This window comes from Candidatus Omnitrophota bacterium, from assembly GCA_041648975.1.
Lineage (GTDB): Bacteria > Omnitrophota > Gorgyraeia > 2-01-FULL-45-10 > 2-01-FULL-45-10 > JAQUSE01.
This window is the reverse complement of the sequence record JBAZNZ010000012.1, coordinates 1-16,110: the sequence shown is the minus strand read 5'-3', so window position 1 is coordinate 16,110 and position 16,110 is coordinate 1. Positions and strand designations below refer to the sequence as shown.

The 16,110-nt window shown below is 48.7% G+C and carries 10 protein-coding genes; all 10 read left to right on the top strand.

Features of this window, described 5'->3' with window-relative positions; genetic code table 11:
• Nucleotide 1: 1 nt before the first annotated feature.
• Nucleotides 2-733 (top strand): 16S rRNA (uracil(1498)-N(3))-methyltransferase, encoded by a 732-nt coding sequence (locus WC592_04680; protein ID MFA4981746.1) that lies wholly within the window; start codon nt 2-4, stop codon nt 731-733.
• On the top strand, nt 717-2,036 hold the full coding sequence (gene mtaB / locus WC592_04675) for a tRNA (N(6)-L-threonylcarbamoyladenosine(37)-C(2))-methylthiotransferase MtaB (GenBank protein ID MFA4981745.1): 1,320 nt from the start codon (nt 717-719) through the stop codon (nt 2,034-2,036). The genes WC592_04680 and mtaB overlap by 17 nt, the downstream gene beginning before the upstream one ends.
• Nucleotides 2,023-2,832: a glycosyltransferase gene (locus WC592_04670; GenBank protein MFA4981744.1), complete on the top strand. Its 810-nt coding sequence runs from the start codon at nt 2,023-2,025 to the stop codon at nt 2,830-2,832. Before mtaB ends, WC592_04670 begins: the two co-directional genes overlap by 14 nt.
• A 62-nt stretch (nt 2,833-2,894) precedes the next feature.
• Nucleotides 2,895-3,632 (top strand): 3-oxoacyl-[acyl-carrier-protein] reductase, encoded by a 738-nt coding sequence (gene fabG, locus WC592_04665; protein MFA4981743.1) that lies wholly within the window; start codon nt 2,895-2,897, stop codon nt 3,630-3,632.
• 26 nt (nt 3,633-3,658) lie between these two features.
• A complete protein-coding gene (acpP, locus tag WC592_04660) occupies nt 3,659-3,901 on the top strand; it encodes an acyl carrier protein (GenBank protein ID MFA4981742.1) in 243 nt (80 codons plus the stop codon).
• Between the two features lie 5 nt (nt 3,902-3,906).
• Nucleotides 3,907-5,166 carry a beta-ketoacyl-ACP synthase II gene (fabF, locus tag WC592_04655; GenBank protein ID MFA4981741.1) on the top strand — a complete coding sequence of 420 codons (1,260 nt, stop codon included), beginning with the start codon at nt 3,907-3,909 and terminating at the stop codon, nt 5,164-5,166.
• 164 nt (nt 5,167-5,330) lie between these two features.
• A complete protein-coding gene (locus WC592_04650; protein MFA4981740.1) occupies nt 5,331-6,482 on the top strand; it encodes an acyl-CoA dehydrogenase family protein in 1,152 nt (383 codons plus the stop codon).
• 127 nt (nt 6,483-6,609) lie between these two features.
• The gene (locus WC592_04645; protein ID MFA4981739.1) at nt 6,610-7,392 is read left to right on the top strand and encodes an electron transfer flavoprotein subunit beta/FixA family protein; all 783 of its coding nucleotides are present in this window, start codon (nt 6,610-6,612) and stop codon (nt 7,390-7,392) included.
• Nucleotides 7,393-7,432: 40 nt separating this feature from the next.
• Complete coding sequence (locus WC592_04640) at nt 7,433-8,695, top strand: electron transfer flavoprotein subunit alpha (GenBank protein MFA4981738.1); 1,263 nt, start codon at nt 7,433-7,435, stop codon at nt 8,693-8,695.
• A 250-nt stretch (nt 8,696-8,945) separates the two neighbouring features.
• Nucleotides 8,946-16,110, top strand: a 7,165-nt coding sequence (locus WC592_04635; protein MFA4981737.1) for a hypothetical protein, incomplete at its 3' end; no start/stop codon positions are given.

Here is a 16,110-nt window from a genome sequence, read left to right as displayed (position 1 = left end):
CATGAGCCGGTTTTATATTCCCAAAGAGTCGGTAAAGGGCAAAGAGATATGCGTTAGCGGCAAAGAGGCGCATCACATACTTGACGTCATGCGGCTTAAAGAGGCGGATAGGGTCGTAGTCTTCGACGGGACCGGCAGGGAATATTCCGGTGTCATCAAGGAAGCGGCGCGGAACCGGTTATCTATCGGTATATTAGAGACTCGGGAGATCTTGAGCAAAACGGCGGGCGTCATTACGCTGATCCAGTCGATACCAAAAAAAGAGAAGATGGACTATATAGTGGAGAAGGCGACAGAGCTTGGCGTATCCCGCATAATGCCCGTGTTGACCGGGAGGACTATACCGAAATGGGGCGAGTCCAAGAAAGGCGTGCATGTCGAAAGGTGGCGTAAGATCGCAAAAGAGGCGTCTAAACAATGCGGCAGGGCGGATATTCCGGCAATAGGAGATATTACAGAGTTCCAAGATTGTTTAAAGGACGCGGGGGGCCACAGCCTGTCCTTGATAGCCGCGCTTGACGATGATTCGATGAAGTTGAAAGATGTCCTGCATTCGTTTAACGGCGACAAGATCTCTATAGCGATAGGGCCGGAAGGCGATTTTACGGCCGATGAAATAAGAGCGGCCAGGGAGTCCGGTTTTAAATTGATAAGCCTTGGCCAAAGGGTCCTGAAGAGCGACACTGCGGGGCTGTCGGTCCTGGCGGTTCTAAACTATGAATACTCAGATTAACGAAGAAAAAAGATTTTTTATCCACACGCTCGGCTGCAAGGTAAACCAATACGAGTCGCAGGCGATAAGAGAACTGTTGGTAAAAGGCGGATTCAAAGAATGCCTTACGAAGGAGATTGCCGACATCTATATAGTCAATACATGCACGGTGACGCATAAGGCGGACAAGGAGTCGAGGTATTGGCTCGGGATGTTCCATAAGACCAATCCGAACGCCAGGATAGTGGTCACAGGCTGTTACGTCGAGACGAATGCCGACGACGTATCGTTCCTGCCGGGTGTGGCCCATATAGTGAAGAATGAAGACAAAAGCAGGATAGCGGAGATACTCAAAGGATTGGACGGAGTTAAGGGCGAGCCGCTCTCCATAACCGGTTTCAAAGGCCACGAAAAGGCTTTTGTAAAGATACAGGATGGATGCGAGAACAGGTGCTCTTATTGCAAGGTGCCTTTGGTCAGAGGCCCTGTCCGGTCCAAGCCGTTAAGGGACATAGTAAGAGAGGTCGAGGGGCTTGTCGCTAACGGTTTTAAGGAGATAGTGCTGGCCGGTATATGCCTTGGGACATGGGGGAAGGATCCTGTCAGCTCTGTGATAGCCAAAGAGGTCGGCCTGAAGGAGGCCTCTTTGAAGGATGTCCTGAAGTCCCTTGACTCCATAAGCGGAGATTTCAGGATACGGCTGAGCTCGATCGAATTGCGGTACGTGACCGATGAGCTGATAGAATTCATTGCCGGCACAAAGAAGATGTGCAGGCATCTCCATATACCTTTGCAATCGGGCGATGATGAGATCTTGAAGCGGATGAACAGGCCGTATTCCGCGAAAGATTACATGCGCCTGATAAATAAGATAAAGAGAAAGGTGCCGGATATAGCGATAACAACCGATATGCTGATAGGGTTCCCCGGCGAATCCGATAAGCACTTCAGGAATACGGTTAATTTCATTAAGGAGATGTTGCCGGCCAGGACGCATATATTCACGTTCAGCAGGAGAAAAGGCACGGCTGCCTACGATATGGGTCAGGATTTGAAGATAGACGTCCTTAAAAAGAGGTATCACGAATTAAGGGCAGCGACGCTCAGCACGTCATATCTTTTCAGGAGAGACTTCCTTGGAAGAGAGTTCGGCATACTTGTAGAGGCCAAGCGGGACAAACAGACCGGCATGCTCTCCGGCTATACGGGTAATTACATAAAAGTGCATTTCGAGGGACCTGATAGCTTGACAAAGAGCGTCGTTCCCGTTAAGATAAAGGAAGCCAGTTTGTTATATACGATAGGTGAATATGACAGAAGCTAAAGGCGTAAGCCCCGCCGGGACGCAAGCCCGGGGCGGGGCAAGCATAATAATAGCGGTATGGAACCAGGCCGGCTATACAAGGCTCGGAGTAGAATCTATATTAAGGAACACTAAGACTACGCCGTTCGAATTCGTTATAGTCGATAACGGTTCAAAGCCCGATGTCAGGGCATATTTCGATTCGATAAAAGGCGCCGCGGATATTAATTATATAAGGAACGAAACGAATCTTGGTCCAATACGCGCTATCAATCAGGGCATAAAGGCGGCAAAATACGATTATGTCGCCATCATACATAACGACGTGGTGATAATGGAGGAGGATTGGCTGGCAAAGGTCGTATCCGCTATGGAGAAAGATCCCAAGATAGGGATCGCCGGACTGGCCGGCAGGAAAGAGATATATGACACAGGTTGCGTGAACGAGGCCAGTCTTAAGCATAACCTGCAGAATGAGGACCTTAACGCTCCCATGGGAGAAGATGTGGCCGAGGTCGCGGTTATAGACGGCCTCTGTTTTGTCATGAAAAGGGATCTTTTGAATAAGACAAGCGGCCTGGATGAGACGTACGGCTATATGCATTGCTATGACCTTGATATCTCCCTGCAGAGCATCGATGCGGGGTTTAAGAACGTTATAGTGAAAGTAGCCGCGATGCATCTGGGTAACGGCGGCATGACCCGCAAGCTTCGCGAATACAAGGAGCTGGTCAAAGACGACTACGGCCTCTTGAAGAAGAACTGCAAGATCTTTTCGCGCAAGTGGCGGCACATGCTGCCAATAAAAATATCTTGACAACATCTTGTTTATAGTTAAAATGGAGCAAAATGGTTTAATCCAAAAAAAGGATTATTATGATTCTTAAGGATAGGGTGGCGCTTATAACCGGAGGCGCGCGCGGCATAGGCAGGGAGATAGCGCTTCTATTCGCTAAAGAGGGCGCGGACATTGCCATATGCGATGTGAACGCCGAAACGCTTGCGGCTACACAAAAAGAGCTGGAGGCGCTCGGCCGGAAGGTGTTGGCCGAGGTTGTTGACATAACAAAAGCCGATAAGGTCGATGCGTTTGCCCAAAAAATTCTTGACAAACTTAAAAAAATAGATATACTTGTAAACAATGCAGGCATTACCAGGGACGCGCTTCTTGTCAGAATGTCAGAGGCTGACTGGGACGCTGTCCTGACCGTTAACCTAAAAGGCGCTTTCAACTGCACCAAGATCGTCTCTAAAATAATGATGAAGCAGCGGGATGGCAGGATAGTCAATCTCGCCTCCATAATAGGTATAATGGGAAATCCCGGGCAGGCCAATTATGCGGCGTCAAAAGGCGGGCTCATTGCTTTCACCAAGACGGTCGCTAAAGAACTTGCTTCGCGGAATGTGAGGGCCAACGCGATAGCCCCCGGATTCATTCAAACGGATATGACCGCGAAACTTTCTGATGAAGTAAAAGGCGAGATGTTGAAGTATGTTCCGCTCGGTAAATTCGGGACCGTCCGGGATGTTGCAAATCTCGCATTATTTTTGGCAAGCGATGACTCGTCCTATATAACCGGACAGGTTATACAGGTTGATGGCGGAATGGTAATGTAAGAGGTTAACATAACATAGGAGGTAGCATGGAAGTATCTCAGGACAAGATCAGGCAGATCATAGCCGACCAACTCGGCGTTAAGAAAGAAGAAGTAACCGATAATGCGAAATTTGTCGATGATTTAGGGGCGGATTCGCTCGATACGGTGGAACTTGTCATGGCTTTGGAAGAAGAGTTCGGCATAGAGATACCCGATGAAGATGCCGAGAAGCTAGCCACAGTAGGAGACGCGCTGAGATATATTGACGAGAAGTCCGGCAGCAAATAGACATAATGCCTAATAAACGAAGAGTTGTTGTAACGGGTCTCGGTGCGGTATCTCCGGTAGGCTGTACTATTGAAGAAATCTGGAAATCTCTCCTAGAAGGCAAGAGCGGTGTCAGGCGCCTTGAGTGTTTCGATCCTGCGCATTACACGTCAAAGGTAGCCGCGGAAGTCAGGAATTTCGACCCTTCAAATTACCTATCCCCGAAAGAGATGAAGCGGATGGATCGCTTTGTCCAGTTTGCTGTGATGTCCGCAAAGATGGCCGTAGCCGACGCAAAGCTGGATCTGGCCAGGGCCGACAGGGACAGGATAGGTGTCATGGTCGGTTCCGGCATAGGCGGCCTGCATACCATTGAGGCGGAGCATAGGCAGTATATTGCCCTGGGCCCGGTAAAAGGCCCCGACAGGATATCCCCGTTCCTGATACCTATGCTTATAGTCAATATGGCCGCAGGACAGGTCTCTATTACACTGGGCCTTAAAGGCCCGAATTCAGCCGTAGCCACCGCATGCGCTACCAGTAATCACGCTATAGGGGATGCCTTAAGGATAATACAGAGAGGTGAAGCGGATCTGATGGTGTCCGGCGGGTCAGAGGCTGCAATTACGAACATGGGGTTTGGCGGGTTTTGCGCATTGAAGGCGTTATCGACCGCTTATAATGACGAACCTGAACGCGCATCGAGGCCATTCGATAAAAACAGGGACGGGTTTGTTATCGGGGAAGGGGCGGGCATAGTTATTTTGGAAGAACTGCAGCATGCCATTAAGCGGAGCGCTAAGATATACTGCGAGCTGATAGGTTACGGTATGAGCGGGGACGCTTATCATATGACGGCGCCTGATCCCGAAGGCGACGGCGGGGTAAGATGTATGAAGGCTTCCATTAAGGATGCCGGCGTTAAGCTTGAAGACGTCGACTATATAAACGCCCACGGAACCTCTACAATTTATAACGATAGGATAGAAACTCTTGCGATAAAGAAGGTATTCGGCGCCCACGCGAAGAAGCTTGCCATAAGCTCGACAAAGTCCGTTACGGGCCACTTGCTTGGAGCTGCAGGCGGCATAGAATTGATAGCGACCGCTCTGGCCCTTAAAGAGGGTATAATACCTCCTACTATTAATTATGAGACGCCCGACCCGGATTGCGATCTCGATTACGTTCCGAACAAACCTCGCGCGGCGAAGATCAAGGTCGCCATGTCAAACGCCCTGGGATTCGGCGGTCATAATGCGACGCTTGTGGTGAAGAAGTTCATCTGATATTTAAATTCGAATTTCGAAATGCGAAATTCGAAACAAATTCTAAATCCGAATTTTATAATGTTCTAAACGTGTTGTTTTGGACATTCGGATTTTGAGAATTCGATATTGTTTCGGATTTCGATATTCGGATTTCGAATTTTTTAATTAAAAAGGAGAGGCATATGGACTACCTGTTAAATGAACAACAGACCATGATACGGGACCTGGCGCGCCAGGTAGCTAATGAGAAGATCAAGCCCGTGGCGGCCAAGTATGATGAGAACGAGGAATTCGCGTGGGAGATAGTCAAAGTCTTGTCTGATAGCGACCTATTTGGGATATATATACCTGAGGCTTACGGGGGCTTGGGCGGCGGCGTATTGGAGATGTGCATTGTCGCCGAAGAGCTGTCCAAGGCATGCGGCGGCATAGCTTTGGGCTTCGCCGGGACTGCCCTGGGTACATACCCGATACTGCTTTACGGAAATGAAGAGCAGAAGAAGAAGTATCTGCCGGACATAGCAAAAGGGAAAAAGGTAGCCGCGTTCTGTATTACAGAAGCGGAAGCCGGGTCGGACGCCGGCAGCATAAGGACGAGCGCAAAGAAAGAAGGCGACCACTATATCCTGAACGGGACCAAGCAGTGGATCACGAACGGCGGAGAAGCCGATGTATATACGGTCATAGCGATTACCGATAAAACGAAGGGCGCCCGGGGGGCAAGCGCGTTCATAGTCGAGAAAGGCACCAAGGGGCTTGATTTCGGCAAGAAAGAGAAGAAATTAGGCATAAGGGCCTCTGCTACCAGGGAAGTCATATTCACTGATTGCAAGATACCCAAAGAGAACCTTATATCAAAGGAAGGTATGGGATTCATCGTAGCTATGAAGACATTCGATAATTCCAGGCCCGGAGTAGCTGCTCAGGCGCTTGGCATAGCCCAGGGCGCGTTAGACCTGTCTGTCGATTATTCGCGCAAGCGCTACCAGTTCGGCCAGCCTATATCGAGTTTCCAGGCTATACAGCATATGATGGCGGATATGGCCACACAGGTAGAAGCGGCGCGCGCATTGGTCTATTCTACGGCCAGGATGATAGACGCCGGCTGTAAGAACATATCAAAAGAATCGGCTATGTCCAAGGTATACGCGAGCGACGTAGCGATGAAGGTAACCGTGGATGCCGTCCAGATATTCGGCGGATACGGATATATGAGGGATTACCCGATCGAAAAATATATGCGCGACGCGAAGATCACCCAGATATACGAAGGCACGAATCAGATACAACGTAACGTAATCGCTGCGAATTTGATTAAAGAAAGTCTGAGGTAGTGATTAAGTGATTCAGCAGTTAAGCAACGCGTAGCGATTAAGCGATTAAGTGTAGTCTGAATACTTAATAACTTAATTGCTAAGTCTATTTAACCACAAAATCGCTTAATCACTGCAAGGAGCCAGAGTGAACATAATCGTCTGCATTAAGCAGGTCCCCAATACTACCGACGTTAAGATCGATCCGGTGACTAATACGCTTATCCGCGACGGCGTCGAGAGCGTCATTAATCCCTTCGACGCGTACGCCATAGAGGAAAGCGTGCGCCTCAAGGAGAGGTTCGGAGGCAAGGTCACGGTCATCACGATGGGGCCGCCGCAGGCCGAGAACGCCCTGAAAGAGGCGATCTCGCTGGGCTGCGATGAAGCTATCCTGGTGAGCGACAGGAAGTTCGCGGGCTCCGATACATGGGCCACCAGCTACACGCTTTCATGCGCGATAAAGAAGATAGGGGCCTTTGACGTCATACTCTGCGGAAAGCAGGCTTCCGATGGGGATACCGCCCAGGTCGGGCCGGGCATATCGACGCATCTTGATGTGCCGCAAGTCACATATGTAAAGAAAATAGAGGATATATCCAGCAGTAAGGCAAAGGTCGAAAGGATGACGGAAGAGGGCTACGATATCGTCGAGACGCCGCTCCCGTGCCTTTTCACTGTCGTGAAAGAGATAAATACGCCGCGCCTGCCTTCTCTGAAAGGGATGATGAAGGCTAAGTCGACAAAGATAACCAAATGGACTGCCGATGATATAGGGGCAGACCCGAAGAGCATAGGCCTGGAAGGCTCGCCGACGCGCGTCGTAAAAATATTTACGCCTCCGCCGAGGGTCGGCGGCCAGATATTGAAAGGCGACACCTGCGAGATCGCAGGGAAACTGGCGGAATTGTTGAAGGATGTAGTGATATAGTAGCGGACGTTTAAACGTCCGCTACATTGTGGATAACTTTATGAGTGATAAAAATGCTATTAGCGTAATACTCGCAAAATGCACGGGCTGCACGCTCTGCGTCAGGTCATGTCCGTTCGGCGCCATCCAGATATTGAACATTTCGGCGGAGCTCAATGTTCATGCCGAGCAGGGTCGAGGGATGAATAAGAAGGCAGTGATCGACATGTCGAAGTGCAACCTCTGCGGGGCATGCGTCGATGTCTGCAAGTTCAAAGCTATAGAACTAAAGAGAGCGGCGAAGGGCCCTAAAAAAGACCTGAGTGCCTACAAGGATGTCTGGGTATTCTGTGAACAGAAGAAAGGCGTTATCCAGCCCATATCGTTTGAGCTCCTGGGGGAGGGGAAGAAGCTTGCCAGGAAACTCGGGACCAAGCTCTGCGCCGTAATATTGGGAAGCGATATTGAGGCGAAGATTGATGAGCTTTCGGCGAGGGGCGCGGACAAAGTATATATAGTCGATGCGCCCGGACTCAAATTTTATCAGGATGATCCTTATACAAAAGTGCTTGTGGAGCTTGTAAGTGAGTATAAGCCGGAGGTGGTGCTATGCGGCGCGACCACTATAGGCAGGAGCCTGATATCCAGGGTGGCCGTGAAGATCGACGCCGGCCTTACTGCAGACTGCACGGGGCTGGATATAGATGAAAAAGAGAAACTTCTTTTGCAGACGCGGCCCGCTTTCGGCGGAAATATCATGGCGACCATCATAACGCCGAACCACAGGCCGCAGATGGCGACTGTCAGGCATAAGGTCATGAAAGAGGCTGAGATCCACAAGACGCATAAGGCCGAAGTAATAAGGAAGAAGTATCCGGATAATATCATCAGCTCGCGGACTACCCTACTTGACGTTATAGAAGAGATAGAGGAGACAGTAAACCTGACCGAAGCCGATATAATCGTTTCTGGTGGCAGCGGCATGGGCGGTCCTGATAACTTTGCTATAGTCAAAGAGCTGGCCAAGGTGTTAGGAGCCGCTGTAGGGTCTTCCAGAAGAGCCGTAGATGCAGGCTGGATGCCTTATTCCCACCAGGTGGGGCAGACAGGCAAGACCGTATGTCCTAAGCTATATATAGCCTGTGGGATAAGCGGCCAGATACAGCATCTTATAGGTATGCAGTCGTCTAAGGTCATCGTAGCCATAAATAAGGATCCTGACGCACCTATATTTAAGGTAGCCACATATGGCATAGTAGGCGACCTCTTCGAGATAATCCCCGCATTGACAAAGGAATTTCGCAAAATCCTCAAGAAATGTTAAACTGCTGGCTAAGCCTTAATTGCACCTCGTAGGTGTGATGTTGCACCTCGTAGGTGAGATGGCTTAAGTGAAGCAGGTTAAGGGATAAAAAAGGAAGATATTACACCTTGTCGTTTTCAATATTGTAGGGTATATTTATAATAAGACGCTAGTAGCATAGTCAGCTTGTCTGAATATCGTTTCGGACAGGTGTATTTTTTCACCCGTTGTTTAAATATTTTAAGAAGTATTATCGGAGAAACCATTAGATATGAAAGACGCTAGATCTAATAGGTTCATTAATTCTAATATTCAAGGGCCGATTTCCGCTTTGTGCGGAAGGCGTCCCTTTTTTTATTACTTCCGCAAGATAACCGCTTCAATCACCCTTGTTGCATTTTTAGCAACTACCGTTATTCAGGATTTTGCCTGGGCCGCCGGAACGCCCTTAGAGCTTACTAGCGTCGGCTCTAATAGAGCTGGCGGCCCAGGCTCGTCCTCCGAAGCTTCAGCGAAGGAGGATGTTTTTAAAGAGCTTGATCCGGAAAGATTCACTCTTCCGCAAGGTCTCGGCACGGTAAAAGAGGCCTGGTCTCTAGATTCATCCACCCCTCGACGCGGCCAAATGTCGAACAAAGGCCTTGCTCGGGGTGGATATGATTCACTCCCTTCGGTCGTGATTCATATCCAGGACGCCCACTGCAACTACTCCTGCCAGCACAAGGTAGCCGACATAATAGGCTATATCAGCAAAGAGTATGGCGTAAATATGGTCAACGTAGAAGGCGGCGCGAAGGACTATGACCTTTCTCTCTTTACGACGATCTCCAATATCGAAACAAGACAGAAGGTCGCCGACTATTTCGTAAGTGAGGGTATTATAAACGGCGCTGAATACTTCGGTATAAATAATCCGGAAAAGGTGAAACTCTGGGGTATAGAAGACACGAACCTGTATATAGAGAACCTTAAGATATACAGGGAGTCGCTCGGCCGGAAAGAGAATATAGAAAAATACCTGAATTCAATATCGAATTCATTGGACAACCTAAAAACCCGGATCTATTCCAGGGAACTGCTGGAGTTGGACTCTAAATGCGCCGGATTGATAAGCGGTAGTGTCGAATTAAGGGATTGCATAAATTATCTCACGATAAAAGCGAAGGATATGTCGATTGACACGGAGGCGCTGGTGAATATCGGGATGCTGGGCCGCACGTTCCAGGGCGAAGGAGCGATAGATTTTAAGAGGGCCAATTTGGAGCGCGAAGAGCTTATAGACGCCCTTCAGAAGAAACTTTCGAAGAACCTTCTCAAGGAATTGGTAGCCAAGACGGTCGATTTCAAGATGGAGAAGCTGACCCAGAAAGAGTTCTACCAATATCTATTGCTTAAGGCCAGGGCCGCAAATATAAATACAGGAAAAATCCCGGAGCTCCAGAAGTATGCGAACTATGTGGCTTCGTATGATTCCATAGACCGGACGAAGATTATGGATGAGGTGAAGTCGTTGGAAAATTCAGTAAAGGCGCGGCTGTTCCGGAATGCAAAACAAAGAGAATTAGATGAACTATCCAGGAACCTCGCCATCATCCGCAATATATTCAATATCAGCCTGACGAAGAAGGACTACGGCTATTACAGGGCGAACATGAAGGCTTTTAAGGCGGCGAGATTTGTGAATTTCATCAACCGGGAAGCTCCTGCCTACAAGATGAGCGCGACAAACGGCGAAGAGATCTCCGGCCTCGACGGCTATCTGGAGAAGATGGCGGAGTTCTACAACTATTCGCTGAAGCGCGATGACGCGTTTTTACGTAATCTCGTCGTTGCGAGAAGCTCCGCAGCTCCGTCCGGGGCGACGAAGCAATCTCAAAACGCAGCCATTCTTATAACCGGCGGTTTCCACACCGAGAACCTCTGCGATCTATTCAAGAAGAACAACATCGCCTACATCTCTATTATGCCGAACTTTAAAAATAGCGAAGGATATCAGTGCCCGTATTTTCCACTATTAGCTGGAAACGGGAATAATCCTGTTGAGCGTAAGATTAGCGCGCTTTTAAGTTCAGTTATGGCAGTTGCGAGCCCGTTTACTGCGTTAAATGACGCAGTAAGGGAGAGCGCCGGAGGATCATATGGAATAAACGAGCTCCGGCTTGAACTGGAATGGGCGGCGGCGCGAGCAAACGGTAAACAGGGTATAGTTGTGAAATACGGCGGTAAAGTACTGGGGGCTGTCGGCGAAAAGGACGGGCCGCTTATAACCATTAATGACTGGAACAAGATGGGCGAATATGGCAGAAAGGCGTTTAAAATTACGTATATTACAGAAATCGATCCTTCGTTACGCCTGTCTGCTCCTGACCGGCCATTATTCGTCAATAGTGCGATGAGGGGCAATCAGGTTAGCCCGCCTCCAAGCGGCTCGTCCGTATTGGTTTCAAGATCGCGGGAAACATCATGGAAGGCGTTATGGTATAGAACATTGCTATCCGTAATCCTTACTTTTATACCCGGGGACAAGAGCACGCTAATAAATACCGCTCAGTATCTCTTGACTCCACAGGTAACGAGCCAGGAAACACCTAAAAAGACAGAGAAACCCATTCAGCCTAACGCTAAGAAAACAGCGGAGGAGATTGAAAATTCCACAAGAAAAATAATCGATATTAAACTGGATAGAGAAGTGGAGTACAAATTTTACAAACTAAAAGATGCGCCGATATATTATATAGAATTCGCTTCAATGGCGATACAAGATCAGGCATTGAATCAGTTAAGGTTATTCGTAGAATCCGCAAAGGTCGCTGGTAAGGTGCTAACCTATGATGAGGCCTACGCTAAAATCAAAAAGCGAGAAGAATATAGCGGCATGGGTCATGATTATACACTTAAAGATATTTGCAGATTTTATACGGAAGCGGAAAATAAGAGCGTAGGATTGAATATCTATGCGGAACGAATTAAAAATGATTTGATAGCGATGGGGCTTATCAAATACGAAAGAGATGCGTACAGACCAGTTTCTAAGGAAAATGTTGCGGTTATTTCAGCGGCGCAGGATATCGAGTCCGAATTTGGGAAACATACCAGGGGCTATACAATTCAGCACGAGTTTAGGCATGCGATATATATGACTGATCCTATTGTGCGTGAATCCATAAAGAAAATGTGGGATAGGATAGCTCCGGATCAGCAAACAAAGATCAAAAATGTAGTGTGTGTTCTGGGTGGATTTGATGGAAGTAATTTAGATGTAGTCCTGACAGAACTCTATGCAAACCTCCTTGATTACGATAGTCCTCTCGCCGGTCTTTGCGGCGCGCCTGATGGTGAATACCCGCTTATTAGCATCATGCAATATATTGTTGACGAGCTTGGAAAAATAGAAAGGGAGAGAAGTGCGCGGTTATATATGGATACTATCGTTGAAAATAAGGAATTAGTTGAAAGTATGAAAAGAAGCTTCGAGAAAAGGATGTCAGAGATTCAGCGCGAAAGAAGACCGCAAAAAGTAATGCCTCCTGCATCTGCGCTACCAAGCGCAAAACCGCTTCGTGCGGGGAAGGCGATACCTTTGTCTCCGGAGTTTGTCCTGCTCGGGATCGCCGGCGGCATCGCGTTGACATTCTTCCTCTTCAACTACTTTGGATTGCCCCCGTTCCTTGATCATATCCTGTCCAATCTCTTCGTCGCGGATAATGCTGTCGGACCCGTTGGAACGATATTAGCGGCCCTGCCATTTATAGCCAAACCAATAAAATCGGCCACAGTGCCATCTGCCGACGAAAGACCCCCCGCCTCTCTCTTCGGCGAGAAATTCAATCCGGCGAGCCTGAAGAAAGGAAGCGGCGAATATAGCTTAAGGGTTACGCGCCTTGGCCTGTATCCGCGAGTACGTATTTATAGAAGTATGAATGTGGTTGAAGATATCGTCATCCTTTCAGGTAAACTGGCGGGAGACTCATATAATCTTTTTGTCCTGGAGAACGAATATCCGGGCTGTATCGACCGTCTTGCCGCTGACCCGGAGATGTCGCAGGACGCTATAAACGAATATCGCGAATACAGAAGCGCATACGACAATTTATACGCAGGGCGCGAAGTCAATCCTGTCGACATATTGAGAGGCATAAACCCCGACCGTCAGAATACCTCCGAATGGAGAGCCGCAGTCTATTTCATCCTGACAAACCTTAATCCGTTGATATCCAGAGTATTGGGAGTGTCGGATTTGAGGCGAGCTACTTTCGAATACGAAAATACGCGCAGCCAGCCGGTGCTCGTAATCCCCGACATGGGAAGGAGCGATGGTAGGAATGGATTCAAAGATCCGACAGCAGATTATGGGTCGGTTTTGAATCTCATAGGGCCTTCGCCCAGATTGGGAGATATGCTAGATCCATATTTCGAAGGCATAGGCCTTTTAATGACAACGCCTGAATTCATGGATCACGGAATATTGCATCTGGAGTTTGACGGGCTGACAAGACAGGTCGGGTTGGAAGCGGCAGAATTCACGGCGCTATCGGAACTTTACGCTCATAGCCATGACGTAGATACAGGGCTTGAATCCTGGTCCGGCGCAACCCTCGACATTAGCCGCCAGATAAGAATCGGAGAAGGTTCTGGCCACATCAGTGATAACGTGATCAGGTGCGGATTTTTACTTTCCCGGATAAATAGCGAGAGCAACCGGCTGAGCGGAGACAGGTTAAGAAACATGATACTCGCGAGCGGATTTATGGATAACGGCTCGGACCGCCTGACGGAAGCGTTGGAGCGTATCGCGAGCGGAGCCGATCTCGATCAGGTGGCTGCGATCTTTGAAGGCGCTGACATGGTTATGCTAAGAGATAAGAGCGTGCCTCTCGAGGATAAGCGCAGAATAGCCGCCGACATGATGGCAAGGGCAGCGTCTTCATTAATCGAGATAGCGCCATATTTACAAAACGACAGAATTAATTCCTATAGGAATATTGTAAGCCGTTGGGGAAATGACTATTATGAAGCGTCTACGCGACATGACGGCGCGAAAATGGTAGAGGTTGCGTTGAATGTATACAGCGCCTTTAAAATGATCGAAGGATTCGAAAAGGATATAGAAATTCTCCCCGGTATCAATTTTTCCAATTATCATGATACGCACTTATATAGCAAGGTTCGTTATAGCATGCCAGTATTAGAGGCTTTATTAAAAACCGTCCCTAAAGAGCAGTCTTATTATGAGAAATACGATAATATTATAAGACTTTTTGCGGCGGCATATTTTTCTCTTTTCGGCATGCTCCCTCTTTGCCTTATTCCGCAGATAGCCCCAACTGTCATTTTTATGTATATATCAGTTCCGGTAATATTATTGTTTTTGGATTGGTATACCAGTATTAGGCCTGATAAGGAATGGGTGAGGAAAATAAGCGATGAGGATGAAAGATTGGAAATCGTATACAATGAGTTAATCAAGGACGCGATCAAAGACGGTAATAGAGAGCTTCTCGAGTCTTTATTCCTGATAAATAGTATGTGGGTAGTTGATCTCGGGCTTGACGTCATCGCGAAAACAGGCATAAAGAGCGGCGGCGTATCTATTAGTGAAATAGCATCAAAAAATAGAGATCTCTTGAGACTATCGATAATTCATGAAGCAAGACATATTTGGCAATACTATTATGCGGATAAGGCAAAACTACGTATATCCGAAGGATACCCTTCTTTCATTAATGTATTAGAAGAAGAAATAGACGCGCGAAAGGCCGAATTCTACCGCGCTAAAGGCCGGATGCTTTTTACATTGATATTAGAGACAAGTTTCCGCGTTTTCGCGAATGTTATAATGACGCGTTTATGGAAAATCTGGAATATTATTAAGAATATTGGAAGGCATGTGAACGAGAAGCCATCCGTTGCAAATCAAGACGCCAAAACCAGGTCCGCCCAGACGGAAAAAGAAGCAGAAAAAAATATTCCCCCTCTCGGCAAAGACGGCAATGTGCCGGCGGGCGGGGTGGATCTGGTCACGTTGGCGGAGTGGTGCCGGACGCTCGATGCCCGGAAACTTCTCGATATTGCCGAACAGGGCGGAGGGCAGCAGCTGGACGGGATACGGGAGAACCTGCGCTCAAGGCCGGAGGTGCTGCAGGAGTTTGAGAGACTGCTTGCCGCGAAGCGAACCGAAGAGAATCCGGATGTATCAAGCGCCGGAGAGACAGCGCAATCACAAGTATTGAAAGAAAAAGGATTCGAGGACCTGGGCGACGGCTATTTCATGAAAGATGATTTTGTGGTCCATGTTTCCGCGGCAGAAGGCAGGGAATCGCTGAACGGAGTATTTGTTCCTCCGATGGATGCCAAAGACAGGATAGCGTCTGCCGCGCATACTGCCGCAGGCGAAGCATTGTCGGAAGAGGGTTTGAGAAATAGCGGGTTTAAACAGACTGGGCCCGGCATATTCGAATATACCGTTCCGGAAGGGGCGACTTTTAATAAGAGGAACGGCTCCGTAGGCACGCATATCAAAGGCGACAGGTATCTGGTGGTCTTCAGGGACGGCAAAGTCATACATACCGGAAGAATGGCGGAATACTTTGCCCCGAGACAAAACCTGGTGGTGGCGGACTATGCGATGAAACAGCCCGCCGGTTACGATGAGCCCGTGCAGTGCCTGGTATTGCGCGATGGACCTACAGAATATGCCGTTAACCCCGATGATTTTGTCCAGTTCGTATCGCATGATCCGTCGGTTTCTGTGGAGCTGCCGTTTAGCAGAGAACAGCGTGTTGCAAAAGTAAGCACCCTTGACGGGACAGAGACGATAAACGGCAAGCCCATAGCAGAGATACAGGAGAAGGCCACGAAAAAGGGATCCGGCCACGGCACAGAGCTGCTGGAGCCCGGCGAATCTTTGGCCGATAACCACAAGAGAAATAGTGATCTTGCGGCATCGAGAGGATTGACAGATACAGAGATGGCCGAGCCTCTATTCTATGCCATCAATCTGGTCGATCATACGCTCGTTTCGGAGTATGATCCGCCGCTTCAATATACCTATAAGGGCCAGACATATCAGGTCGAGGCAGCCAAATACGCCGGCGATTACACAAGCGTATTCGGCGACGGCCTGAGGGTCCCCATAACGAGGTATACGGTGACCAATACAAGAACCGGGGCTTCTGTAGAATTCCGCACATATGACCCGTATCATATCACGCGATACGGTGTATATGGCAAGGCAAAGGCCGGGGATATAATCGAAGTCTTCTTCTCCGGGAGGGCCGCTCTGCCGTCTCCCGGGACGGACGGTAATGTGCCGGCGGGAATGGTGGAGCTGGGCGAGTTTGACAGGGCCTGCCGGGAAGACAGCGCGGAGCAGCTGATAAATATGGCCGAGGCGGAGGGGTGGGGGCGTCTGGCGGATATACAGGAAAAACTCGAAT

What these genes read in the sequence shown, in the direction of transcription:
- WC592_04680 (MFA4981746.1), top strand. Translation starts at nt 2, where the DNA reads ATGAGCCGGTTTTATATTCCCAAAGAGTCGGTAAAGGGCAAAGAGATA.
- mtaB (MFA4981745.1), top strand. Translation starts at nt 717, where the DNA reads ATGAATACTCAGATTAACGAAGAAAAAAGATTTTTTATCCACACGCTC.
- WC592_04670 (MFA4981744.1), top strand. Translation starts at nt 2,023, where the DNA reads ATGACAGAAGCTAAAGGCGTAAGCCCCGCCGGGACGCAAGCCCGGGGC.
- acpP (MFA4981742.1), top strand. Translation starts at nt 3,659, where the DNA reads ATGGAAGTATCTCAGGACAAGATCAGGCAGATCATAGCCGACCAACTC.
- fabF (MFA4981741.1), top strand. Translation starts at nt 3,907, where the DNA reads ATGCCTAATAAACGAAGAGTTGTTGTAACGGGTCTCGGTGCGGTATCT.
- WC592_04650 (MFA4981740.1), top strand. Translation starts at nt 5,331, where the DNA reads ATGGACTACCTGTTAAATGAACAACAGACCATGATACGGGACCTGGCG.
- WC592_04640 (MFA4981738.1), top strand. Translation starts at nt 7,433, where the DNA reads ATGAGTGATAAAAATGCTATTAGCGTAATACTCGCAAAATGCACGGGC.